The sequence below is a fragment of the Ornithinimicrobium sediminis genome, from assembly GCF_021272345.1.
In the GTDB taxonomy this organism is placed as follows: Bacteria; Actinomycetota; Actinomycetes; order Actinomycetales; family Dermatophilaceae; genus Ornithinicoccus; species Ornithinicoccus sediminis_B.
This window is the reverse complement of record NZ_JAJSDQ010000002.1, coordinates 275087-295811: the sequence shown is the minus strand read 5'-3', so window position 1 is coordinate 295811 and position 20725 is coordinate 275087. Positions and strand designations below refer to the sequence as shown.

The 20725-nt window shown below is 72.5% G+C and carries 21 protein-coding genes; 5 read left to right on the top strand and 16 right to left on the bottom strand.

Annotated features, from left to right (window positions below; all coding sequences use genetic code 11):
* Positions 1 to 2: 2 nt before the first annotated feature.
* The 4 genes from LVO85_RS05825 to shbA are packed head-to-tail and all read right to left on the bottom strand — an operon-like array spanning position 3 to position 4511.
* The gene (locus LVO85_RS05825) at positions 3 to 1115 is read right to left on the bottom strand and encodes a GuaB3 family IMP dehydrogenase-related protein (RefSeq protein ID WP_232746466.1); all 1113 of its coding nucleotides are present in this window, start codon (positions 1113 to 1115) and stop codon (positions 3 to 5) included.
* Between the two features lie 40 nt (positions 1116 to 1155).
* The gene (gene guaB, locus LVO85_RS05820; RefSeq protein WP_232746465.1) at positions 1156 to 2673 is read right to left on the bottom strand and encodes an IMP dehydrogenase; all 1518 of its coding nucleotides are present in this window, start codon (positions 2671 to 2673) and stop codon (positions 1156 to 1158) included.
* Between the two features lie 27 nt (positions 2674 to 2700).
* On the bottom strand, positions 2701 to 3954 hold the full coding sequence (locus LVO85_RS05815) for a hypothetical protein (RefSeq protein WP_232746464.1): 1254 nt from the start codon (positions 3952 to 3954) through the stop codon (positions 2701 to 2703).
* Positions 3951 to 4511 (bottom strand): RNA polymerase sigma factor ShbA, encoded by a 561-nt coding sequence (gene shbA, locus LVO85_RS05810; protein WP_232746463.1) that lies wholly within the window; start codon positions 4509 to 4511, stop codon positions 3951 to 3953. The genes LVO85_RS05815 and shbA overlap by 4 nt, the downstream gene beginning before the upstream one ends.
* A 245-nt stretch (positions 4512 to 4756) precedes the next feature.
* Here shbA and LVO85_RS05805 point away from each other — a divergent pair, with 245 nt between their 5' ends.
* On the top strand, positions 4757 to 5032 hold the full coding sequence (locus LVO85_RS05805; RefSeq protein ID WP_232746462.1) for a WhiB family transcriptional regulator: 276 nt from the start codon (positions 4757 to 4759) through the stop codon (positions 5030 to 5032).
* A gap of 68 nt (positions 5033 to 5100) precedes the next feature.
* On the opposite strand, the gene groL is transcribed toward LVO85_RS05805, so the two are convergent.
* The 3 genes from groL to LVO85_RS05790 all read right to left on the bottom strand — a co-directional run bounded on the left by groL (position 5101) and on the right by LVO85_RS05790 (position 8516).
* Positions 5101 to 6717, bottom strand: a complete 1617-nt coding sequence (gene groL / locus LVO85_RS05800; protein ID WP_232746461.1) for a chaperonin GroEL — start codon at positions 6715 to 6717, stop codon at positions 5101 to 5103.
* Between the two features lie 85 nt (positions 6718 to 6802).
* On the bottom strand, positions 6803 to 7096 hold the full coding sequence (groES, locus tag LVO85_RS05795) for a co-chaperone GroES (RefSeq protein ID WP_232746460.1): 294 nt from the start codon (positions 7094 to 7096) through the stop codon (positions 6803 to 6805).
* 187 nt (positions 7097 to 7283) lie between these two features.
* Entirely contained in the window at positions 7284 to 8516 is a 1233-nt protein-coding gene (locus LVO85_RS05790) for a phospholipase D-like domain-containing protein (RefSeq protein WP_232746459.1), read from the bottom strand.
* 38 nt (positions 8517 to 8554) lie between these two features.
* Here LVO85_RS05790 and LVO85_RS05785 point away from each other — a divergent pair, with 38 nt between their 5' ends.
* Positions 8555 to 9805, top strand: a complete 1251-nt coding sequence (locus tag LVO85_RS05785) for a class I SAM-dependent methyltransferase (RefSeq protein WP_232746458.1) — start codon at positions 8555 to 8557, stop codon at positions 9803 to 9805.
* Between the two features lie 6 nt (positions 9806 to 9811).
* Here LVO85_RS05785 and LVO85_RS05780 read toward each other — a convergent pair whose 3' ends face one another.
* The 4 genes from LVO85_RS05780 to tsaB are packed head-to-tail and all read right to left on the bottom strand — an operon-like array spanning position 9812 to position 13734.
* Complete coding sequence (locus LVO85_RS05780) at positions 9812 to 11548, bottom strand: glycoside hydrolase family 3 protein (RefSeq protein ID WP_232746457.1); 1737 nt, start codon at positions 11546 to 11548, stop codon at positions 9812 to 9814.
* Positions 11545 to 12591 carry a tRNA (adenosine(37)-N6)-threonylcarbamoyltransferase complex transferase subunit TsaD gene (gene tsaD / locus LVO85_RS05775; RefSeq protein WP_232746456.1) on the bottom strand — a complete coding sequence of 349 codons (1047 nt, stop codon included), beginning with the start codon at positions 12589 to 12591 and terminating at the stop codon, positions 11545 to 11547. Before tsaD ends, LVO85_RS05780 begins: the two co-directional genes overlap by 4 nt.
* Entirely contained in the window at positions 12584 to 13060 is a 477-nt protein-coding gene (gene rimI / locus LVO85_RS05770; RefSeq protein ID WP_232746455.1) for a ribosomal protein S18-alanine N-acetyltransferase, read from the bottom strand. Before rimI ends, tsaD begins: the two co-directional genes overlap by 8 nt.
* Positions 13057 to 13734, bottom strand: a complete 678-nt coding sequence (gene tsaB, locus LVO85_RS05765; protein WP_232746454.1) for a tRNA (adenosine(37)-N6)-threonylcarbamoyltransferase complex dimerization subunit type 1 TsaB — start codon at positions 13732 to 13734, stop codon at positions 13057 to 13059. The genes rimI and tsaB overlap by 4 nt, the downstream gene beginning before the upstream one ends.
* 47 nt (positions 13735 to 13781) lie before the next feature.
* Between tsaB and sodN the strand changes: the two genes are divergently transcribed.
* The gene (sodN, locus tag LVO85_RS05760) at positions 13782 to 14195 is read left to right on the top strand and encodes a superoxide dismutase, Ni (RefSeq protein WP_232746453.1); all 414 of its coding nucleotides are present in this window, start codon (positions 13782 to 13784) and stop codon (positions 14193 to 14195) included.
* An 18-nt stretch (positions 14196 to 14213) separates the two neighbouring features.
* Here sodN and LVO85_RS05755 read toward each other — a convergent pair whose 3' ends face one another.
* Both LVO85_RS05755 and LVO85_RS16960 read right to left on the bottom strand, forming a co-directional pair.
* Positions 14214 to 15542, bottom strand: a complete 1329-nt coding sequence (locus LVO85_RS05755; protein ID WP_232746452.1) for an HD-GYP domain-containing protein — start codon at positions 15540 to 15542, stop codon at positions 14214 to 14216.
* Complete coding sequence (locus LVO85_RS16960) at positions 15539 to 16873, bottom strand: HD-GYP domain-containing protein (protein WP_232746451.1); 1335 nt, start codon at positions 16871 to 16873, stop codon at positions 15539 to 15541. The genes LVO85_RS05755 and LVO85_RS16960 overlap by 4 nt, the downstream gene beginning before the upstream one ends.
* Positions 16874 to 17289: 416 nt before the next feature.
* On the opposite strand from LVO85_RS16960, the gene LVO85_RS17170 reads away from it, so the two are divergent.
* Positions 17290 to 17364 carry a 50S ribosomal protein bL37 gene (locus tag LVO85_RS17170; protein ID WP_390623317.1) on the top strand — a complete coding sequence of 25 codons (75 nt, stop codon included), beginning with the start codon at positions 17290 to 17292 and terminating at the stop codon, positions 17362 to 17364.
* A gap of 83 nt (positions 17365 to 17447) precedes the next feature.
* On the opposite strand, the gene rsrA is transcribed toward LVO85_RS17170, so the two are convergent.
* The 3 genes from rsrA to LVO85_RS05735 all read right to left on the bottom strand — a co-directional run bounded on the left by rsrA (position 17448) and on the right by LVO85_RS05735 (position 19412).
* A complete protein-coding gene (gene rsrA / locus LVO85_RS05745) occupies positions 17448 to 17744 on the bottom strand; it encodes a mycothiol system anti-sigma-R factor (protein WP_232746450.1) in 297 nt (98 codons plus the stop codon).
* Positions 17741 to 18388, bottom strand: coding sequence for a sigma-70 family RNA polymerase sigma factor (locus LVO85_RS05740; RefSeq protein ID WP_232746449.1), 648 nt, complete (start codon positions 18386 to 18388; stop codon positions 17741 to 17743). Before LVO85_RS05740 ends, rsrA begins: the two co-directional genes overlap by 4 nt.
* Before the next feature lie 202 nt (positions 18389 to 18590).
* Complete coding sequence (locus tag LVO85_RS05735) at positions 18591 to 19412, bottom strand: SGNH/GDSL hydrolase family protein (protein WP_232746448.1); 822 nt, start codon at positions 19410 to 19412, stop codon at positions 18591 to 18593.
* 55 nt (positions 19413 to 19467) lie between these two features.
* On the opposite strand from LVO85_RS05735, the gene LVO85_RS05730 reads away from it, so the two are divergent.
* Entirely contained in the window at positions 19468 to 20715 is a 1248-nt protein-coding gene (locus tag LVO85_RS05730) for a pyridoxal phosphate-dependent aminotransferase (protein ID WP_232746447.1), read from the top strand.
* Positions 20716 to 20725 lie beyond the last annotated feature (10 nt).

The following is a 20725-nucleotide window of genomic DNA, read 5'->3' as shown; positions in this document are numbered from 1 at the left end:
CCTCAGTACGGCGAGACGACGACCTCGACGCGCTGGAACTCCTTGACGTCGGTGTAGCCGGTCGTCGCCATGGCGCGGCGCAGGGCACCCATCAGGTTGGTCGCACCGTCGGCGTCCCGGCCGGGGCCGAGAAGGATCTCCTCGAGTGTGCCCTTGGTGCCGACGTGGACGCGCTCACCACGGGGCAGCAGCGGGTGGTGCGCCTCCGAGCCCCAGTGGTAGCCGCGGCCCGGGGCCTCCTGCGCACGGGCCAGCGCCGCCCCGATCATGACCGCGTCGGCACCGCAGGCCACTGCCTTGACGATGTCACCGGACTGGCCCATCCCGCCGTCGGCGATGACATGGACGTAGCGGCCGCCGGACTCGTCGAGGTAGTCCCGCCGCGCTGCGGAGATGTCGGCGATGGCGGTCGCCATCGGGGCGTGGATGCCCAAGGTCGTGCGGGTGCGGTGCGCCGACCCGCCCCCGAAGCCGACCAGCACCCCCGCTGCGCCCGTGCGCATCAGGTGCAGGGCCGCGGTGTAGGTGCCGGCGCCCCCGACGATGACGGGCACGTCCAGCTCGTAGATGAAGCGCTTGAGGTTGAGCGGTTCCGCGTGGCTGGAGACGTGCTCGGCGGAGACGGTGGTGCCCCGGATGACGAAGAGGTCGACGCCCGCGTCGACGACGGCCCTCCAGTGCTGCTGGGTGCGCTGCGGGGACAGCGCTCCGGCCACCGTCACGCCGGCCTCACGGATCTGGCGCAGGCGGGCGGTGATGAGCTCGGGCCGGATGGGCGCGGCATACAGCTCGCGCATCCGGGGCGTGCACTCCTGCGGGGCGAGCTCGGCGATCTGTGCGAGGTGCTCGCTGGGGTCCTCGTAGCGGGTCCACAGCCCTTCGAGGTCCAGCACCCCCAGCCCTCCCAGACGCCCCATGGTGATGGCCGTCTCGGGGGAGACGACGGAGTCCATCGGCGCGGCGATGACGGGCAGGTCGAAGTGGTAGGCGTCGATCTGCCAGCCGATCGACACCTCCTCCGGCCCGCGGGTGCGCCGCGAGGGCACGACGGCGATGTCGTCGAAGGAGTAGGCGCGGCGGGCCCGCTTGCCTCGGCCGATCTCGATCTCGCTCACCGGGCAAGGGTACAAGCGAACTGCCCGGGCGCGAGCGCCCTCACCGGGAGGAGTAGTTGGGCGCCTCCGCCGTCATCTGGATGTCGTGCGGGTGCGACTCCTTCAGCCCGGCCGCGGTGGTCTGGACGAAGCGTCCACGCTCCTTCAGCTCCGGGACCGAGCGGGCCCCGACGTAGAACATCGACTGCCGCAGCCCGCCGATGAGCTGGTACGCCACGTTGGCGAGGGGGCCGCGGTAGGCGACCTGCCCCTCGATCCCCTCCGGGATGACCTTGTCGTCGTCCGCCACGTCGGCCTGGAAGTAGCGGTCCTTGGAGTAGGAGCGTCCCCGTCCGCGGGACTGCATGGCACCGAGGCTGCCCATGCCACGGTAGGACTTGTACTGCTTGCCGTTGATGAACACGAGCTCCCCCGGCGACTCGTCGCAGCCGGCCAGCAGCGACCCGATCATGACCGTGTCGGCCCCGGCCACGAGTGCCTTGGCGATGTCGCCGGAGTACTGCAGGCCACCGTCGCCGATGACCGGGACCCCCGCCGGACGGGCTGCCCTCGCGGCCTCGTGGATCGCGGTCACCTGGGGCACGCCGACCCCCGCGACCACGCGGGTCGTGCAGATCGAGCCTGGGCCGACCCCCACCTTCACGGCGTCAGCACCGGCCTCCACCAGCGCTCGGGCGCCGGCGTGGGTCGCCACGTTGCCGCCGATCACGTCGACGTGAGCGGCGCGAGCCTCCCTCTTGATGCGGCGGATCATGTCGGTGACGCCCCGCGCGTGGCCGTTGGCGGTGTCCACGACCAGCACGTCCGCCCCCGCGTCGACCAGAGCCATGGCCCGCTCCCAGGAGTCGCCGAAGAAGCCGATCGCCGCACCGACCCTCAGCCGACCCTCCTCGTCCTTGGTGGCCCACGGGTACTGCTCCGACTTGGTGAAGTCCTTGACGGTGAACAGCCCGCGCAGCACGCCCGCGTCGTCGACGATGGGGAGCTTCTCGATCTTGTGGGTCGCCAGGAGCGCCAGTGCCTCCTTCTTGTCCACGCCGACGCGTGCGGTGACGAGCCCTTGTGCCGTCATCACCTCACCCACCGGTCGCGAGAAGTCGTCCTCGAAACGGATGTCCCGGTTGGTGATGATGCCGATGAGCCGGCCGTCGTCGTCCACGACCGGCAGGCCGGAGATGCGGAAGCGGCCGCAGAGCTCGTCCATCTCGGCCAGCGTGGCCTCCGACCCGATCGTCACAGGGTCGGTCACCATGCCGTTCTCCGAGCGCTTGACCCGGTCGACGTGAGCCGCCTGCTCCTCGATGGACAGGTTGCGGTGCAGGATGCCCAGCCCACCCTCGCGAGCCATCGCGATGGCCATGCGGGCCTCCGTCACGGTGTCCATCGCGGCTGAGACCAGGGGCATCCGCACGTCGATGCGCCGGGTCAGCCTCGTCGTCGTGTCCGCCTCGCTGGGGATGACGTCGGTCTCCCCGGGCAGCAGGAGCACGTCGTCGTAGGTGAGCGCGAGGGCGGCGAAGGTGGACGGGGCATCAAGGGGGATCTCGCCGGACGTCATACCAGCGATTGTAGGCGTCCGGTGCGGTCAGCCGGTCGGCCCGCCGTCCCCCAGGTCACCGGTGGTGGGCTCCACCGGAGCGATGTCCTGCGACGGGTCCGTGCCGGTCGCTCCGCCGCCGCCGGGGGCTCCTGCACCGCCGGGGGCTCCTGCACCGCCGGGAGACGTCGCAGCGGGGTCCGTCGGTGCGGGGTCCGTCGGTGTGGGGTCCGTCGGTGTGGGGGGCGTCGGTGACGAGGGCCCGCGGCGCGGGTCGTCCGTGGCGGTCGGCAACGACGACGGGGTAGGCAGCTCGCTGGGACGTCCGGTGTCGGTCGCCCTCGGCGGGTCGGTGCGGCTCGGCGGCGCAGTCGGGGTGGTGCGGCCCTCCTCGACCTGCCCCGGAGGGTCGGCCGGCCGCGGCGGGTCGGTGCGGCGCGGCGGCGCAGTCGGGGTGGTGCGGCCCTCCTCGACCTGCCCCGGAGGGTCGACCTGCCCCGGAGGGTCGGCCGGCCGCGGCGGGTCGGTGCGGCTCGGCGGCGCAGTCGGGGTGGTGCGGCCCTCCTCGACCTGCCCCGGAGGGTCGGCCGGCCGCGGCGGGTCGGTGCGACGCGGCGGGTCGCTCTGCGTCGCCGAGCCGCTCTGCTGCGGGCTGCTCGTCCCGTCCCCCTCGGGCTCCTCGGCCGAGGACGACACCGGGCCCTGAGGAGGATGTGTGCCGTCGTCCTCGCCCACCACCGTCGAGCCGCTCCCGGTCCCCTGGAGCACGTCCGCGGTCTCCTGAAGCACGCCCGCGGAGCTCTGCAGCCAGTCCGAGCCGGACCAGCCGTCCAGGACCGCTGACAGCAGGACACGCGTGCTGGAGGCCTGCTCCACCTCGTGGTCGTGGTCGTGGTCGTCGGCCGTCACACCGGTCGCATCATGCTCTGCCGAGGCACGGTCGTCGGCTGCGGCCGACGCCGCGTCGACCTCGGCCAGCCACGCGTCGCCGCCCGGGGCGAGCGCCAACACCTCGCGCCCCATCGCCGTGAGCACCGGCACGTCCGCACCGGTGAGGGCAGCCGCCACGGACGAACCGCCGAGGGTGAGCACGACCGCTGAGATCAGTGGGACGCCCGGAGACCGCCGGCGATGGCGCCCGCGGGCTCGCGGGCGGCTCGTGGCGGAGAGATCCGCGTCGATGTCGTCCACCCAGGCGACCAACCCGCGCACCACGGGGTCCGCGGAGCCGGTCGGACGCCGGGAGCCCAGCGCATCGAGCAGCGCGTCGTCGGCGGCGATGTCCCGCAAGGAGTCCTTCATATCGCCACCTTCCACTGGTCGCGGAGCTGGTTCAGCGCCCGGTGCTGTGCCACCCGGACCGCGCCGGACGTCATGCCCAGGGCCCGGCCCGTCTCCTCGGCGGTCATCCCGACGGCCACCCGCAGGACGAGGATCTCGCGCAGGTGGTCAGGCAGCGTCCCGAGCATGCGGGACACGCGGCGGGACTCGTCGCTCGAGAGCGCGATGTCCTCGGGGCCCGGAGCCGGGTCGACGGAGTCGGGGACGTCGTCGGTGGGCCGCGGGGCGCGCAGGGCACGTCGCTGCGCGTCGCTGACCTTCCTGCTGGCGACGGCATACACGAAGGACTCGAACGGTGCCCCTCTGTCCTCGAAGTCCGGCAGGGCTGCCAGGACGGCCACACACACCTCCTGGGCGACCTCCGCGGAGGCCCCCGCTCCGTCGGGAAAGGCTCCCAGCCGGCCGCGGGCGTAGCGCAGGGCGATGGTGTGGGTCTGCGCCAGAAGCCGCTCGCGCGCGCTCTCGTCCCCGGAGCGTGCCTGCCCCACCAGCTCGGACAGGCAGGGAGGCCCGGGCACCCGGTCGAGGCTGCGCACTACGGCCGGGCGGGGGGCGCGCTCAGCCACGGGACGGGGGCCGCGCCCAGCGCCTGCGTTCGGGACCGGCACGGCCCACATGGTCCCCCTCCTCGTCTTCTCGCTCGCACAGAGAGTACCGCCTCGACGGCGCCCGTGGACAGCCTCGTGTTTGCGGAGTCTACGGATGGGTAACTACCCCTGTACGAGGTGCACACGCGCCGGACTACGACATGAGGAGGAGCACGGTGGCCGAAGTAGCACGTCAACCCGGGCCGGTAGCCGAGCTGTGGGAGTGGCAGTACCGCGGACTGTGCCGGACCGTCAGCCCGGAGGTCTTCTTCCACCCCGAGGGTGAGCGGGGGCCGGCTCGCCGGCGCCGCGACGAGCGGGCCAAGCAGGTATGCCGTCAGTGCCCGGTGCTGGAGCAGTGCCGTGAGCACGCACTCCAGGTGCGGGAGCCCTATGGGGTCTGGGGCGCCATGACCGAGAGCGAGCGCGAGGCGGCCTACGGGCCGGCCTGAGCGACGACGACGGCCCCGGACGATCCATGGATCGTCCGGGGCCGTTGCCGTGTGCGCGGCAGGGTCGGTCAGTGACCGTGCCCGTGCCCGTGCCCGGCGGCGGCCGGCTCCTCCTCCTCGGGCTTCTCGACCACCAGGGTGTCGGTGGTGAGGACCATCGCGGCGATGGAGGCCGCGTTGCGCAGGGCGGAGCGGGTGACCTTGACCGGGTCGATGACACCCGCGCCGAAGAGGTCACCGTACTCGCCGGTGGCCGCGTTGAGTCCCTGACCGGGCTCCATCTCGGCCACCTTGGCAGTGGCCACGTAGCCCTGCATGCCGGCGTTCTCGGCGATCCAGCGCAGCGGCTCGGCGGCCGCCTTGCGCACGATGGTGGCACCGACGGCCTCGTCACCGGCGAGGTCGAGCGAGTCGATCACCGCAGCGGCGTGGATCAGCGCAGACCCACCCCCGGCGACGATGCCCTCCTCGATGGCGGCGCGCGTGGCGGAGACGGCGTCCTCGATGCGGTGCTTCTTCTCCTTCAGCTCCACCTCGGTGTGGGCGCCCACCTTGATGACGCAGACACCGCCGGAGAGCTTGGCGACCCGCTCCTGGAGCTTCTCGCGGTCCCAGTCGGAGTCGGTGGCCTCGATCTCGGCCTGCAGCTGGGCGACGCGCGACTGCACGTCCTCGTGGCTGCCGGCACCCTCGACGATGGTGGTGCCGTCCTTGGTGGCGACGATGCGACGGGCCTTGCCCAGCACCTCCAGCCCCACCTGGTCGAGCTTGAGGCCGACCTCCTCGGCGACGACCTGGCCACCGGTGAGGATCGCCATGTCCTGCAGCATCGCCTTGCGGCGGTCGCCGAACCCGGGCGCCTTGACCGCGACCGCGTTGAACGTGCCGCGGATCTTGTTGACCACCAGGGTCGACAGGGCCTCGCCCTCGACGTCCTCGGCGATGATCATCAGCGGCTTGTTGTCGGCGACGACCTTCTCCAGCAGCGGCAGCAGGTCGGAGACCGAGGAGATCTTGCCCTGGTGCAGCAGGATGTAGGCGTCCTCGAGGACGGCCTCCATGCGGTCGGTGTCGGTCACCATGTAGGGCGAGAGGTAGCCCTTGTCGAACTGCATCCCCTCGGTGAAGTCCAGCTCCATCAGCGTGGTGGAGGACTCCTCCACGGTGATGACACCGTCCTTGCCGACCTTGTCGAACGCGTCGGCGATGAGCTCGCCGATGGTCTCGTCCTGGGCGGACAGGCCCGCCACCTGGGCGATCTCGTCACGGCCCTCGAGCTCGCGGGCGGTCTCCAGGAGACGGTCGGACACGGCGGTGACCGCCGCGTCGATGCCGCGCTTGAGGCCGGACGGGGCGGCCCCCGCAGCGACGTTGCGCAGACCCTCCTTGACCATGGCCTGCGCCAGGACCGTCGCGGTCGTGGTGCCGTCACCGGCCACGTCGTTGGTCTTGGTCGCGACCTCCTTGGCGAGCTGTGCCCCGAGGTTCTCGAAGGGGTCCTCGAGCTCGACCTCGCGGGCGATGGTCACGCCGTCGTTCGTGATCGTGGGGGCGCCCCACTTCTTGTCGAGGACGACGTTGCGGCCCTTGGGGCCGAGGGTCACCTTGACAGCGTTGGCCAGGGCGTCGACACCCCGCTCCAGCGCCTTGCGCGCGTCGTCGTTGAATTCCAGTTGCTTGGCCATGGGCAGCCAGTTCCTTCCTACGGGTGGACGGACGACGCCCCGGCTCCCCGACGAACGTGGGGTGACCGGGGCGTCCTCGGTTGGCTCAGACGACGACGGCGAGGATGTCGCGCGCGGACAGGATCAGGTAATCCTGGCCGCCGTACTTCACCTCGGTGCCGCCGTACTTGCTGTAGATGACGCGGTCGCCGACGGACACGTCCATCGGGACACGGTTGCCGTTGTCGTCGATGCGACCCGGGCCGACCGCCAGGACCTCGCCCTCCTGGGGCTTCTCCTTGGCGGTGTCCGGAATGACCAGGCCGGAGGCCGTGGTCTGCTCGGCCTCGACGGCCTTCACGACGATCCGGTCTTCGAGCGGCTTGATGGAAACCGACACGGTGGGGCCTTCCCTTCGTCAGTGTCGACTGGGTGATGTCAACTGCTGGTGGTGAGTCACTCGTCCTGGTCGGACCGCCGTCGCGGGGGTCGACCCGACCAAGCTCTGGCACTTGCATGCCGCGAGTGCTAAGTCGAATCTAGGCAGTCTTTAGCACTCGGTCAAGCCGAGTGCCAGAGGCCCGTCCTCACAGCAGGGGCTGCAGCGGGCGCAGCACCCGCTCGACGGCCCGGTGCACCAGGTCGCGGTCCTCCCACTCCTCGAGCGTCATCTCGACACTGTTGGCGAGGTCGGCGCGGAAGATGGACTCCATCACCTCGGCCTGCCCGGCGTCGAGGATCTCCAGGTTGACCTCGTAGTTGCCACGCAGGGAGAGCCGGTCGATGTTGGCGGTGCCCACCGTGGTCCACGCACCGTCCACCGTCGCGGTCTTGGCGTGCACCATGGCGTCGCAGTAGAGGAAGATCCGCACGCCGCCGCGGAGCAGGTCGGCGAAGTAGCTGCGGGCCACCGCGTCGGCGACGACGTGGTTGGACCGCTCCGGGGTGAGCACCCGCACGTCGACGCCGCGGGCCGCCGCACTGAGCAGGCCGTGCATGATCTCCCGGTCGGGGATGAAGTAGGCCTGGGTGATCCAGATGTGATGGCTGGCCCGGTCGATCGCCTCGAGGTACACACCGCGCACCGGGAAGACCACCCGGCTCGGCTCGTTGCGGGCGGCCCGGATCGTGGCGTCCCAGCGCGGTGAGCCGCTGTCGTGCAGCGCCGGCAGGCCGGGTCGGCGATGCCGGTTCCAGAAGTCGACGAAGGTGTTGGCCAGCTCCCACACCGCCTCCCCCTCCACCTGCAGGTGGGTGTCCCGCCACTGCGTGGCGTAGAGGTCGCCGATGTTGTAGCCGCCCACGAAGCCGATCCGGTCGTCGACGACGAGGACCTTGCGGTGGTCCCGGCCCGTGCGACGGACGTCGACCAGGGCCAGGCCCGGGCGCAGCGTGGGGAACTTCATCAGGTGGACGCCGGGAGGGAACTCCTTGAACTCCCGTGGCACGACGAGGTTGGCGAAGCCGTCGAAGACCACGCAGACCTGCACGCCCCGGTCGGCCGCCGCGACGACGGCGTCCTTGAAGCGCTGACCGACCGCGTCACCCTTCCAGATGTAGCTGGCCAGGTAGACATGGCTCTCGGCCTGCTCGATGGCCTCGAGCATGGCCTCGTAGAGATGGTCCCCGTAGGTGAAGGTGGTGAGGGCGTTGCCGCTCACCACCGCGCGTCGCGGCGGGTGGTCGGGTGCCTCGTGGACCTCCGTGGTGCGCCGCTTGCGCACGGCGTCGACGCCGGTCACCACTGCGGCGACGCCCAGCGGGGCGCCGGCCGCCAGCGCTCCCGTCCGGAGGACCCAGGACTTCCATGCGTGCCCCATGCGCCCATTCAACCAGCAGGTCACGGCAGGATAGGGGGGTGGACGCCCGCACCGTCGCCTGGCTGGCCGGCCCTGAGGGGCGGGCCGTGCTCGGGTCCCTGCCTCCCTACACGGAGGACCAGGCGCTCGCGGTCGCCGAGCGGCTGCGGCACACCGGGCTGGGCGCCGACCTGGTCGCGGCCGTGATGACCCAGTCCCGGCTGCGGGGGCGCGCGGTCACCAAGCTCGGTCCGGCCTCGCAGCGGATGCTGTTCACCGCCGACGGCCTCGAGCAGGCGTCCCGGGCCGCAGTGGCGCGGCGCCATGCCGGACGGTTCGCCGACGCGGGCACGCAGCACGTCTGGGACCTCGGGTGCGGCATCGGGGTGGACACCGCAGCGCTGGCACAGCGAGGTCTGGAGGTGACGGCGGTGGAGTCCGACCCTGTCACAGCAGCAGTGGCAGCGGCCAACCTGGCGGACCACGACCGGGTCAGGGTGCTGCACTCCCGGGCCGAGGACGTGGTGCTGCCCACCCCCCCGGCCGAGGGCGCGGGGGCCTGGCTGGATCCGGCCCGGCGGGTCCCGGGCGTCGCGGACGCCCGTGGCCGCACCAGGCGGGTCTTCCGTCTCGGCGAGGTGTCACCGTCCTGGGACTACGTGCGGTCCGTCGCTGCCCGGCTCCCGGCCGTCGGAGCCAAGCTCGGCCCCGGCTTCCCGCATGCCGAGGTGCCCGACGGGGCTCAGGCGGAGTGGCTGTCCTACGGCGGGGAGGCGCTCGAGTGCACCATCTGGTGGGGCGACCTCGTCGACCGGCCCGGCCGCAGTGCCGTCGTGCACGACGGCGCCCGGTGGCACGCGCTGTCGGCTCCGGTCGCGGACCGACCGGAGACCGGAGGGACGGTCACCGCCGGTGACTACGTCTACGACCCCGACCGGGCCGTCCTGGCCGCAGGCCTGGTCCCGGCGGTGTGCGGGGTCGTCGGGGGCGGCGAGTGCGCGCCCGGTGCGGGTTATGTCGTGTCCGACCGTCGGGTGCTCACGCCCTGGGCACGCTGCCTGCAGGTGCGCGAGGTGCTCCCCCTGCAGGTCAAGGTCCTGCGGCAGTGGGCGCGCAGCAACGACATCGGCCCCCTGACGGTGAAGAAGCGCGGTGGCTGGGTCGATGCCGAGGAGCTCCGCCGCAGGGTGCGCCCGCGGGGGAGCCAGGAGGCGACGCTGGTGCTGGTGCGCGTGAGCAGCCGGGGACGGACCGCGGGCCCGGCAGGCACGGCCCTGTGGGTGACGCCCTGCGCCGGCGGGTCGACCTGAGGGCGGTCAGCCCGTGCACCCGGTGCCGATGGCGTGCCGGCCGACCTCCACCGGCAGCGTGCCGGGGGCGTCGGCGGCTCCGGTGAGAACCGCCACCACGGCTGCCATGGCCGCCGCCGAGTCGTCGTAGGCACCGATCACCACCTGGTCGGGTGCCGCCTGCGCCAGGGGGAACGGTGCACCGAGGCTCACCACCACGTCGGCCTGTCCCGCCACGCCAGCCGGGTCACCGGGGTCGTCACCGGCAGCGCGCAGGCCACGTGGCGGCACCAGCGCGACCACGGGCCCCGTTCCCGTCGTCAGCCCGGCCTCCGTGGCTGCGGTGCTGAAGCGCTGCCGGTCCTGCTCACGTCCGCCCGCCACCTGGACGGCGTCGTCCAGCACGGGCTCGGCGCAGCCGTCCCCGAGCCAGGTGACCGCCGCGGCGGCGAGCTCGTCGGCCAGTGCGCCGTCCGCCCCGACCCGTCCCGGGTCCGGTCCGGCGACCGCTCCCGCCGCGCGCACGGTGGCCACGACGACCGCGGCCGACCGCTCGAGGCGAGCACGGTCCAGCCGTCCCTCCTCCACGGCAGCGACCAGCGCGTCGACCGCAGCGCCGGGGTCCGCCGGCATGAGCACGACGTCGGCACCGGCCTCGACCGAGCGCACGACCGCCTCACCCGACCCGGCGACCCCGGCCACCGCCTGCATGTTCAGCGCGTCGGTGACCACCAGGCCGCCGAACCCCAGCTCATCCCGCAGCAGCCCGGTGAGCACGGGACGCGACAGGGTGACGGGCGCGTCGGGGTCGAGGGCCTCCAGGACGATGTGAGCGGTCATCACCGCCGGCACCCCCGCGTCCACCAGCACCTCGAAGGGCAAGAGGTCACGCTGCGCCAGGGTGTCGAGGTCGGCCTCCTGGCGGGCCTCCTCCACATGGGTGTCCGCCGGCACCGACCCGTGCCCCGGGAAGTGCTTGGCGACGGGCACCACCCCTGCCTGGAGGTAGCCGTGGGTCTGGGCGAGGGCGATCCGGCCCACCAGCGCCGGGTCGGAGCCCGGTGAGCGCAGGCCGATGGTGGGGTCGTCGGGCCCCGTGGTGACGTCGGCGACCGGCGCGAGGACGACCGTGTAGCCCAGGGCCCTGATCTGGCTGCCCGAGGCCCGCGCCACCCGGCGGGCCAGGTCGGTGTCCCCGGCCGCCCCGAGGGCCATCGCAGCCGGCCAGCGGTCCAGCGGGGCGCCGACCCGGGTCACGGGCCCGCCCTCCTGGTCGATCGCGAGGAAGGCGGGCCAGTCCCGTCCGTCCGCGCGCACCGCGGCGTCGACCGTCTCGGTGAGCGCGGTGAGCGTCTCGACCCGCTGTCCGGGGTCCGCAGGCACGTTGTCGCCCAGCGTGATCACACCGGCCAGGTGGTGCTGCGCCACGAGGTCTGCGGCGGCACGAGGGTCGGTGCCACCGTAGGAGGCGACCACCAGCTGGCCGGCGAGGCGGCGGAGGCTGAGCTCGCCGACCTCGGACCCGGCCTGCGCCACGTCCTCCTCGGACGGCAGGCCCGGCAGGACGGCGTCGGTGGCGGTGGCGGTGGGTGTGGCGGTGTCCCCCTCCGAGGGCGTCGCAGTCCGCGCTGACGGTGCCGTGGCGGTGGCCGTGGCCGCCGGCGCCCTGGTCTCCCCGCCGCCGTCACCCTCGGAGGTGCTGCACGCGGTCAGCAGCAGGACCAGCGCGGCGGCCGCGGACCCCGTGCGGCGCAGAGACCTCATACCTGGACGACCTCCACGGGCTGGGAGGAGTCGGCGGGCAGGTCGAGCCGGGAGGGTGGCCGTCCCGCCGTGACCATCAGTGCGCCCAGCGCAGCGACCATGGCTCCGTTGTCGGTGCAGAGCCCGGGGCGTGGGACCCGCATGCGGATGCCGGCCGCGTCGCACCGTTCCTGGGCCAGCGCACGCAGCCTGGTGTTGGCGGCCACGCCGCCGCCGATGAGCAGGTCGTGGACGTCGTGCTCGCGGCATGCAGCGACGGCCTTGCGGGTGAGCACGTCCACCACCGCCTCCTGGAAGCTCGCGGCCACGTCGGCCACCGGCACCGGGTCGCCCGACTCCTCACGGGCGTGCACCCACCGGGCGACAGAGGTCTTCAGACCGGAGAAGGAGTAGTCGAACCGGTGTCGCTGGAGGTCACGACCAGAGGTGAGGCCGCGAGGGAAGTCGATGGCGACACGGTCACCCTCCCGGGCGACGCGGTCGATGTGCGGTCCCCCCGGGAAGGGCAGCCCCAGCACGCGGGCGACCTTGTCGAACGCCTCTCCGGCGGCGTCGTCGACCGTGGCGCCGAGCGACCGGATGTCGTGGGTGACGTCGGGCACCAGCAGCAGGTTGGAGTGACCACCGCTCACCAGCAGCGCCATCGTGGGCTCCGGCAGGGGACCGTGCTCCACGACGTCGACCGCCACGTGCGCCCCCAGGTGGTTGACCCCGTAGAGCGGGACATCGAGCGCCAGGGCGAGCGCCTTCGCGGCAGCGACGCCCACGAGCAGCGAGCCGGCCAGGCCCGGGCCGGCAGTGACGGCGACGGCGTCGAGGTCCTGGAGCCGCACCCCCGCCTGCGTGCAGGCGCGCTCGACCGTGGGGACCATGGCCTCGAGGTGGGCGCGGCTGGCCACCTCCGGCACGACCCCGCCGAAGCGTGCGTGCTCGTCGACGCTGCTCGCCACGGCGTCGGCCAGCAGCGTGTGGCCGCGCACGATGCCCACGCCGGTCTCGTCGCAGCTGGTCTCCAGGCCGAGCACCAGCGGTGCGTCAGACATCGTGTCCCTCCTGGGCCTCTGCTCCGAGACTGCGCCGGAGCACGAGCGCGTCGACACCGGACGGCTGGTAGTAGCCACGCCGCCGGTGCACCAGGACGTAGCCGTGCCGGTCGTACAGCCCACGGGCGGCACGGTTGTCCTCCCGCACCTCCAGCAGCACGGAGTCGCAGCCCGCACGGGCAGCCCGGGAGTGCAGGTGCTCCATCAGCGCGTCACCGTGTCCCTGGCCCTGCCGCTGCGGGTCGACGGCGACGGTCATCACGTCGGCGCTGTCGCCCGCGAGGTCGAGCCCGGCGTAGCCGACCAGCTGCTCGCTCTCGACCCGCACGACGTAGTCGCGACGAGGGCGCTCGGCGAGCTCGGCCCACCACGTGGCCACGCTCCAGGGGTCGTCCGGGTGCAGCAGCTGCTCCAGCGAGGCGACCGCGGACAGGTCCTGCCAGCGCAGGGGCCTGGTGACCGCACTCATCGTGCTCGCGCTCCTGCAGGAGCCGCCGCGACGGCGTCCGGGCGGCGGAGGTAGAGAGGCTCCGGGGGCAGCAGGACGGTGTCGGGGCCGTGCCCGGCCAGCGCGCGCACCGCCAGGGAGGCGAGCGCGCCGGGTCGCACGTCGCGAGGGCCCGGTATGCCGTGCAGCGCCTCCGGGTAGAGGTCCGGCCCGCGCCCCACCGCGGGGAGGCCACGCAGGTCCTCGGGCAGGTCCGTCGCCCGCGCCACCCCCGGGCCCTGGACGCGTCGCGCCAGCCCCCCGGACACGGCATACCGCGCCCAGTAGACCTCCTTGCGGCGCGCGTCGGTGGCGACGAGCAGGTCGGCCGGCGCAGACGCGGACGTGGCGGCGTCGGCCGCCATCGCGTCCAGGGAGCACAGCCCGTGCACCGGCACCCCCAGCACGTGCCCCAGCACGAGGGCGGTGACCACACCCACCCGCAGCCCGGTGAAGGGTCCCGGTCCGACGCCGACCGCCACGACCGTGACGTCTCGGCGGGAGCACCCCGCCTCCCCCAGCGCCGCCTGCACGGCCGGGGCGAGGAGCTCACCGTGCCGACGGACGTCCTCCCTGGCCACCTCGCTGCGCAGGACGTCGCCGTCGTGCACGGCCGCCCCGACCAGGGACGTGGAGGTGTCGATCGCGAGCAGCACCGCCTCAGGCTAACGTGGGAGGCCCAACCGCACACGGAAGGACCACCATGCTTTCCCGTCTGTTCTCCCTCGTCGGCATCGAGACCCTCGAGGTCTCCGCGCACTGCGACCTGCCCTGCGGTGTCTACGACCCGGCTCAGGCTCGGATCGAGGCCGAGTCGGTCAAGAAGATCATCGAGAAGGTCAACGACAGCGACGACACCGACATGCGCATGCGCGGGACGATCATCAAGGAGCAGCGCTCCGAGCTCGTGAAGCACCACCTGTGGGTCCTGTGGACCGACTACTTCAAGCCTCCGCACTTCGAGGCCTACCCCGAGCTGCACACCCTGTTCAACGAGGCGACCAAGCTCGCCGGGGCGTCCGGCACGAAGGGCTCCTGGGACGTGGCCAAGGCCGACGAGCTGCTGGCCAAGATCGACCGGATCGCACAGATCTTCGCCGAGACCAAGAAGGCCTGAGCAGCGCCGCGGCGGCGGTCAGAGGTCGAGCGAGCGGAGCTCCTCGTGGGTGATCTGGCCGCCGCGCCGCAGCACCCGGCCCAGCGCCCTGAGCACCTGGGGGTCGTAGTCGTACCCCGCGCCGAGGCGTAGCCGCTCCAGGGCCGCCACGCGGTCGCCCTCGCTCCCGGTGCACCCGGTCAGGTCGTCGTAGGCGTTGACCACGCGGACGATCCGGCTGCCCAGCGGCAGCACGCCCAGCTGGTCGGTGCGCCAGTAGGGCGTCGCCTGGTGGGCCACGACCGCGGAGAGGCGGGAGAGCTCGGCCGTGCGGGCCAGCAGTGCCGCCCCCGTCGCCGCCATCCGCCGCTGGTCCACCGCGGAGATGTGCACGGTGGCCCCGCCGGGGATGGGGCGGTCGAGGGAGACCTGACCGAGGTCGTGCAGCAGCGCTGCGTACTCCACGTCACGCAGCTCCGGCTCAGGCATGCCGAACTCCCGACCCACCTGCACGGACAGCCGGGCCACCCGGGTAGCGTGCCCCGGCCGGGTGAAGCCACCCTGGTCGGTCAGCCGGGACAGCGCGTAGACGGTCTGGCGCTGGGCGGACCGGACGACCGCCTGCCGCCGGATCGCGATCACGAGGAGCACCAGGGGGAGCAGGAAGACGGGCACGGCGACCGCGCCCACGGCGCGCGCGGCCAGCGCGACCATGACAGCGCTGCTCACCATGCCCAGGCCCAGCGGACCGAGCGCGATGACCTCCTCGGCGACGGCGTGCCGCAGCACGATGTGCTCGCGGACGCTCCGCTCGACGCTCCAGACCATGAGCTGCAGCAGCACGGCGACCGCCGCCACGATGAGCAGGCTCAGCGCCAGGGTCCAGCCGTAGCCGGACCAGTCCCCCTGCTGTTCCAGCAGCGCCTCGCCGCCCGGGAGCGGGACCCGCGTCAACGCGATGACCAGGCAGGTGACCAGCAACCGCGTGGCGATCTCCGGCATGGTCCAGGTGCGCCCCTCTCGTCGCAGGCGGACCCACGAGCCGACCAGCATGCCGGCACCGACGACGAGCACGACCAGACCGCCCGGCAGCGTCACCACCTGACCACCGGGGAGCTCGGCGATCATGGGCAGCGCCATGCTCGCGGTCAGGCCCACCGGGGCGCTCTCCCGACCGTCGGCGATGATGACCGGTCGGCTGTCGGCCACGACGATGACCCCGAAGGTGAGCAGGATGAGCAGCCAGACGTGCCCGTCCGACGGCGGCGGGGGCACCGGCGGGGAGAGCACCAGCAGGAGGGCCACCAGACACGCCGAGGCCAGCACGACGGCCTGCCGCAGGCGTCTGGCGCGGTGCGCGATGCTCACAGCCGCAGGCTCTCGACGTCGGGCTGCCACGCGGCGTAGTGGTCACTGACCTCGGGGTCGTCGTGGTCGTAGACGTCACCCGTCCGCTGCAGGACCGCGTCGTCGATGATGGTGGGAGTCCACGGGGAGGCGTCCAGCACCTCGTGCAGCGCCTGCACGACGCGCGCGTCGAGGTGCGATCCTGCACGGCTGTCCATGCGACCCAGGGCCTCTCGCTGCGTCAGCGCGGGCCGGTAGGACCGGGTGGTCGTCAGGGAGTCGAACGCGTCGGCCACGGCGATGACCCGGGCCGTCAGCGGGATCTCCTCACCGACGAGACCGGCCGGGTAGCCTCGTCCGTCCACCCGCTCGTGATGGTGCAGGATGCCCGGCAGCGCCGGCGCGAGGAAGTCGATGTCCTCGAGCATGCGCACCCCGGCGGCCGGGTGCTCCACGACGGCGGCGAGGTAGCTGATGTCGACCGGACCGGACCCCCGGGGCAGCCGGGGAGCGGTGGCGACCAGCCCGAGGTCGTGCAGGTGAGCGGCATACAGGAGCGCCTCCGCGTCCTCCCCCGCGATGCCCAGCCGCGGAGCCATGCGGTCACACAGCTCGGCGACACGCGCGCTGTGGCCGACGGAGTAGGGGTTGGCCAGCTCCAGCGCTCCCATGAGGGTCGAGACGGTGCGTGCGTGGGCGCGGCGCTCGGCGGCGTCGCGGCTGAGCGTCCACTGGGCCAGGAGCAGGGGCCCGAGGATGAGCACCGCGCTGAACACGCCCACCTCGACGGGCACCCACAGGATGACGAGCAGCAGACCGAGCACCACATGCATCAGGTATCCCGGGCCCAGGCTGCGCAGGACCTCCCAGGCCGCGCGGAGTGCCGGGCCCCCGCGGACCAGACGCGCCATGACCCCGATCAGCAGGGTGTTGATGAGCGTCATCACCAGGTAGCCCAGCACCAGGGGACCAGCGACCCCGACGAGGATCTCGCGTGGTGAGATCGCCACCGGGATGGGCGTCAGCCCCCCGGCGGCCACATAGACGAACCCGCCGACGCCCCCCAGGCATCCGGTCATGCCGGCGTTGAAGAGCCGTGTCCGGAGCCGCTGCCGGCGGACGTCCGCGAGGTAGCTCAGGAACCCGACCACGACCGCGCCGCCCGGCCCCACCAGCGCCAGGGCTGCGGCCAGGACGACGGTCGCGAACGAGACCCCCAGGTATGGGCCCAGCTCGCGCTCTCGCAGGGAGGCGCCGGTGGCACCGAGGGCCGTCAGGACGGCGACGAAGTGCCAGGCGGGGGGGTCGACAGCAGTCAGGCCGGCCCAGCACAAAGCCCCCGCACCCGCCACGACGAGCGCGACGTATGCGGGGACGAGGCGAGGGGCAGCGTCCGGGCCCGCTCGCCGCGGGCCCCGTCGGCGCCCTATTTCTTCTTGTCCTCCCAGGACACCACATCGAGACCGGCGGTCCCGGTGCCGAAGGGCGAGGACAGGGTCAGGAAGTCGAGAAGGGAAAGCATATGTCGTCCTTTCGTCCGTCCCGGGCTCGCGGCTGGTCAGGGGTGTTGCTCGCCGACTGGGACCGGGATCTGCAGTAAGAGTGACACATCCGCAGCCCTGACACCTACGCACAGGCCCTTGCGCCCCAAGCCTTTAACAAACCTTTACCCTTGCAGGCCCCCCGGCACGCCTCGGACCGTGTGCGAAAATGAGGTCCACGGCCCCGCACGCACGGTGCGGGCGCCCGCACATGCGTTGGGAGTGACATGAGCAAGCGAGCCCGCAAGCGCCGCGACCGCAAGAAGAAGGGCGCCAACCACGGCAAGAAGCCGAACGCCTGAGCGTGGCCGCGAAGGCCCCGTGACCGGAACGGTCGCGGGGCCTTCGCATCTCGGGCAGCGCGGCGCACGGGAGGGTGTCCCTGTCAGGAGCCGTCCTGGGTGACGTCGCTCCGCACGACCGTCACCGAGGTGATCCGGGTGAGGATCTGCATCCGGAGCTGGTGCGGTGCTCGCTCCGGGCCGCAGGCCCGACGGACCAGGGACTTCAGGAGCAGGTCGCGCTCGTACTCGCGCAGGCAGGAGCCGCAGGCGTCCAGGTGCTGCTCGATGCGCTCGCGGTCCTCGGGCCCCGCCTCGTTGTCGACGTACTCGAACAGCCGGAGGACGACCTCCGCACAGTCCGGCTCGGTCGACCGGCGCTCGGGGTGGACGTCACTCACCGGTCCACCTTCCCTTCGTTGACGAAGCCACGGTCGACGGCGTAGTCGGTCAGGAGGTCGCGCAGCTGGCGACGGCCGCGGTGCAGCCGTGACATGACCGTGCCGATCGGCGTGTCCATGATCTCGGCGATCTCCTTGTAGGCGAAGCCTTCGACGTCGGCCAGGTAGACCGCCATACGGAAGTCCTCACCGATCGAGGCCAGCGCCTCCTTCACGTCGGAGTCGGGCAGGTGGTCCAAGGCCTCCGCCTCGGCCGATCGCAGACCCGAGGACGTGTGCTGCGCGGCACGCGCGAGCTGGTAGTCCTCGACCTCGGCCGCGTCGGACTCCTTGGGCTGCCGCTGCTTCTTGCGGTAGGTGTTGATGTAGGTGTTGGTCAGGATGCGGTACATCCAGGCCTTGAGGTTGGTGCCCGGCCGGTACTGGTGGAACGCGGCGAACGCCTTGGCGTACGTCTCCTGCACCAGGTCCTCGGCGTCGGTCGGGTTCCGGGTCGTGCGCAGAGCGGCGCTGTACATCTGGTCGAGCAGGGGCATGGCCTCCCGCTCGAACCGTGCGGCGCGCTCCTGCGGGCTCTCGGTGGACACGTCCACCGTGGCGTCCGCCTCGCGCTGGGTGTCGTCGTCGGTCGGCAGTGTGGTCATCGCCCTCCAGGCTACCGTCCGGCGCGCGGCGCCCGTGCAGCGCAGGGCGCTGGTGCGCACGCCGTCGACGGGCGCGAAGGCCGACACTGTCATGGCTGCTCTGCTCCTCCGGGTGGGCACGGGTCCTGTGAGGCTCAACAGGGCCAACCCGGTCGCCATTCCCCCACGTCCTGCGCGATCCGGACGGACGAGCCTCACCGGCTCACGGCGCGAGGGCCTCGCTGACCCGCTGTGCCCACAGGTCCGCCGCCTCGGCGGTGGGGTTGCCCTCCGCGTCGTTCACCCCGACGTCGGGGGTCTGCTCCGCCCAGGCCGCGTCCACGTCCAGCACGGCGACGTCCGCCGACCCGGCCCACTCGCGGACCGCCTCCGTCGTCTCCTCGTCCCCGCCGGGCTGCACCACGACGCCCACCGGTGCGTCCGGGGCGATGGCGCGCAGCTCGTCGACGAGCTCCTCCAGGCCCGAGGCCACCTCGTCCGCCTGGTCGTCGCGGCCGAAGCTCAGCAGCACGAGGTCCGGGGCCTGCGGGACCAGCGCCTCCAGACGGTCCGCAGCATCTGCGGCCGACGAGCCCGTCACGCTGCCCGACCACACGGTGGCCGGCTCCTCCCCCTCGGTCAGGGTGACGTCGTCGTTGTACCCCTCGTCGTCGGCCTCGTCCCAGTGCGCGACCGTGACGGCACGGTCCTCACCCAGCCCCTCGGCCCACAGCTCGACCCACTCGGCCCGCGAGTTGCTCGTCGAGTCGCCCAGCACCAGGACCTGCACGTCCTCGACGGCGAGTGCGGTGCGCAGCGTCCCGAGGTCGACGGGAGCACTCGTCGCGGTGAGCTCGGTCTCGTCCCCCGGAGCCGGCGACGTGACGGCCGCGTCGTCGGGGGCCGCGCCGGTCGCGGTCGCACCGACCGCCTCACCCTCGGAGCCCCCCGGTCCGGGGAGCACCTCGACGTGCTGCAGGGCGAGGTAGGCCAGGCCGGCCGTCGCGACGGCGAGCACACCCAGCCCGAGATCGACTGCCCGCATCGGTGCCCTCCTCGTCTCGACCGCCTCACCCTCTCCAGGGTGACACCATAGAGGGGTGAACGCCTCGCCCGCCGTCGCCCGGCAGCTCCGTCCCCTGGGACAGTCCGGCAAGCTCGCCAACGTGCTCTACGAGATCCGCGGGCCCGTGGCGGCACGCGCGGCTCAGCTCGAGGCGGACGGGCACCGCATCCTCAAGCTCAACATCGGCAACCCTGCACCGTTCGGCTTCGACGCGCCCCAGACGATCCTGCACGACATGCTTGCCGCGCTCCCGGACGCGCAGGGCTACTCGGACTCACGCGGCATCTACCCTGCCCGACGGGCCATCGTCTCCCGCTACCAGGAGATCCCGGACTTCCCGCGGTTCGACGTCGACGACGTCTTCCTCGGCAACGGCGTGTCCGAGCTCATCATGATGACCCTGTCGGCCTTGCTCGACACCGGTGACGAGGTGCTCGTCCCTGCCCCCGACTACCCGCTGTGGACCGCCGCCACGAGCCTGGCCGGAGGCACCCCGGTCCACTACCTCTGCGACGAGCAGGACGACTGGAACCCCTCCGTCGACGACATCAGGGCTAAGATCACGCCACGCACGAAGGCCCTGGTCGTGATCAACCCCAACAACCCGACGGGCGCCGTCTACGCGCGGGAGGTGTTGGAGCAGATCGCGGAGATCGCCCGCGAGCACTCGCTGCTGCTGCTCTCGGACGAGATCTACGACCGGGTGCTCTACGACGGCGCCCGTCACGTGAGCACGGCCGAGGTCGCACCCGACCTGCTGGTGCTCACGTTCAACGGGCTCTCCAAGACCTACCGGGTCGCCGGGTACCGCTCCGGGTGGCTGGTCATCACCGGGCCCACGGCACACGCGCGGGGGTTCCTCGAGGGGATCGAGCTGCTCGCCTCCACCCGGCTGTGTCCCAACGTGCCAGCGCAGCACGCCATCCAGGCGGCCGTGTCGGGACATCAGAGCATCACCGAGCTCATCGGGCCCGGGGGCAGGCTCAGCGAGCAGCGGGACGTCGCGTGGTCGATGCTCAACGCCATGCACGGCGTCAGCTGCGTGAAACCCAGAGGGGCGTTGTACGTCTTCCCTCGCCTGGACCCGGAGGTCCACGAGATCCGCGACGACGTGCAGCTGTGCCTCGACCTGCTCGAGCGCGAGCACATCCTGGTCGTGCACGGCAGCGGCTTCAACTGGCCCGCCGCCGACCACTTGCGCATCGTGACCCTGCCCGGTGAGCGCGACCTGCGCACCGCGCTGGAGCGGATGGGCAACTTCCTGGCGGGCTACCGCCAGTGACCGGCCGAGG

Excerpts from the sequence above, each read along its gene's own strand:
- rimI (WP_232746455.1), bottom strand. The coding sequence starts at position 13,060 with ATGAGTGCGGTCACCAGGCCCCTGCGCTGGCAGGACCTGTCCGCGGTC.
- LVO85_RS05790 (WP_232746459.1), bottom strand. The coding sequence starts at position 8,516 with ATGGGGCACGCATGGAAGTCCTGGGTCCTCCGGACGGGAGCGCTGGCG.
- guaB (WP_232746465.1), bottom strand. The coding sequence starts at position 2,673 with ATGACGTCCGGCGAGATCCCCCTTGATGCCCCGTCCACCTTCGCCGCC.
- groL (WP_232746461.1), bottom strand. The coding sequence starts at position 6,717 with ATGGCCAAGCAACTGGAATTCAACGACGACGCGCGCAAGGCGCTGGAG.
- LVO85_RS05740 (WP_232746449.1), bottom strand. The coding sequence starts at position 18,388 with ATGACCACACTGCCGACCGACGACGACACCCAGCGCGAGGCGGACGCC.
- LVO85_RS05815 (WP_232746464.1), bottom strand. The coding sequence starts at position 3,954 with ATGAAGGACTCCTTGCGGGACATCGCCGCCGACGACGCGCTGCTCGAT.
- tsaD (WP_232746456.1), bottom strand. The coding sequence starts at position 12,591 with ATGTCTGACGCACCGCTGGTGCTCGGCCTGGAGACCAGCTGCGACGAG.
- LVO85_RS05780 (WP_232746457.1), bottom strand. The coding sequence starts at position 11,548 with ATGAGGTCTCTGCGCCGCACGGGGTCCGCGGCCGCCGCGCTGGTCCTG.
- sodN (WP_232746453.1), top strand. The coding sequence starts at position 13,782 with ATGCTTTCCCGTCTGTTCTCCCTCGTCGGCATCGAGACCCTCGAGGTC.
- LVO85_RS05735 (WP_232746448.1), bottom strand. The coding sequence starts at position 19,412 with ATGCGGGCAGTCGATCTCGGGCTGGGTGTGCTCGCCGTCGCGACGGCC.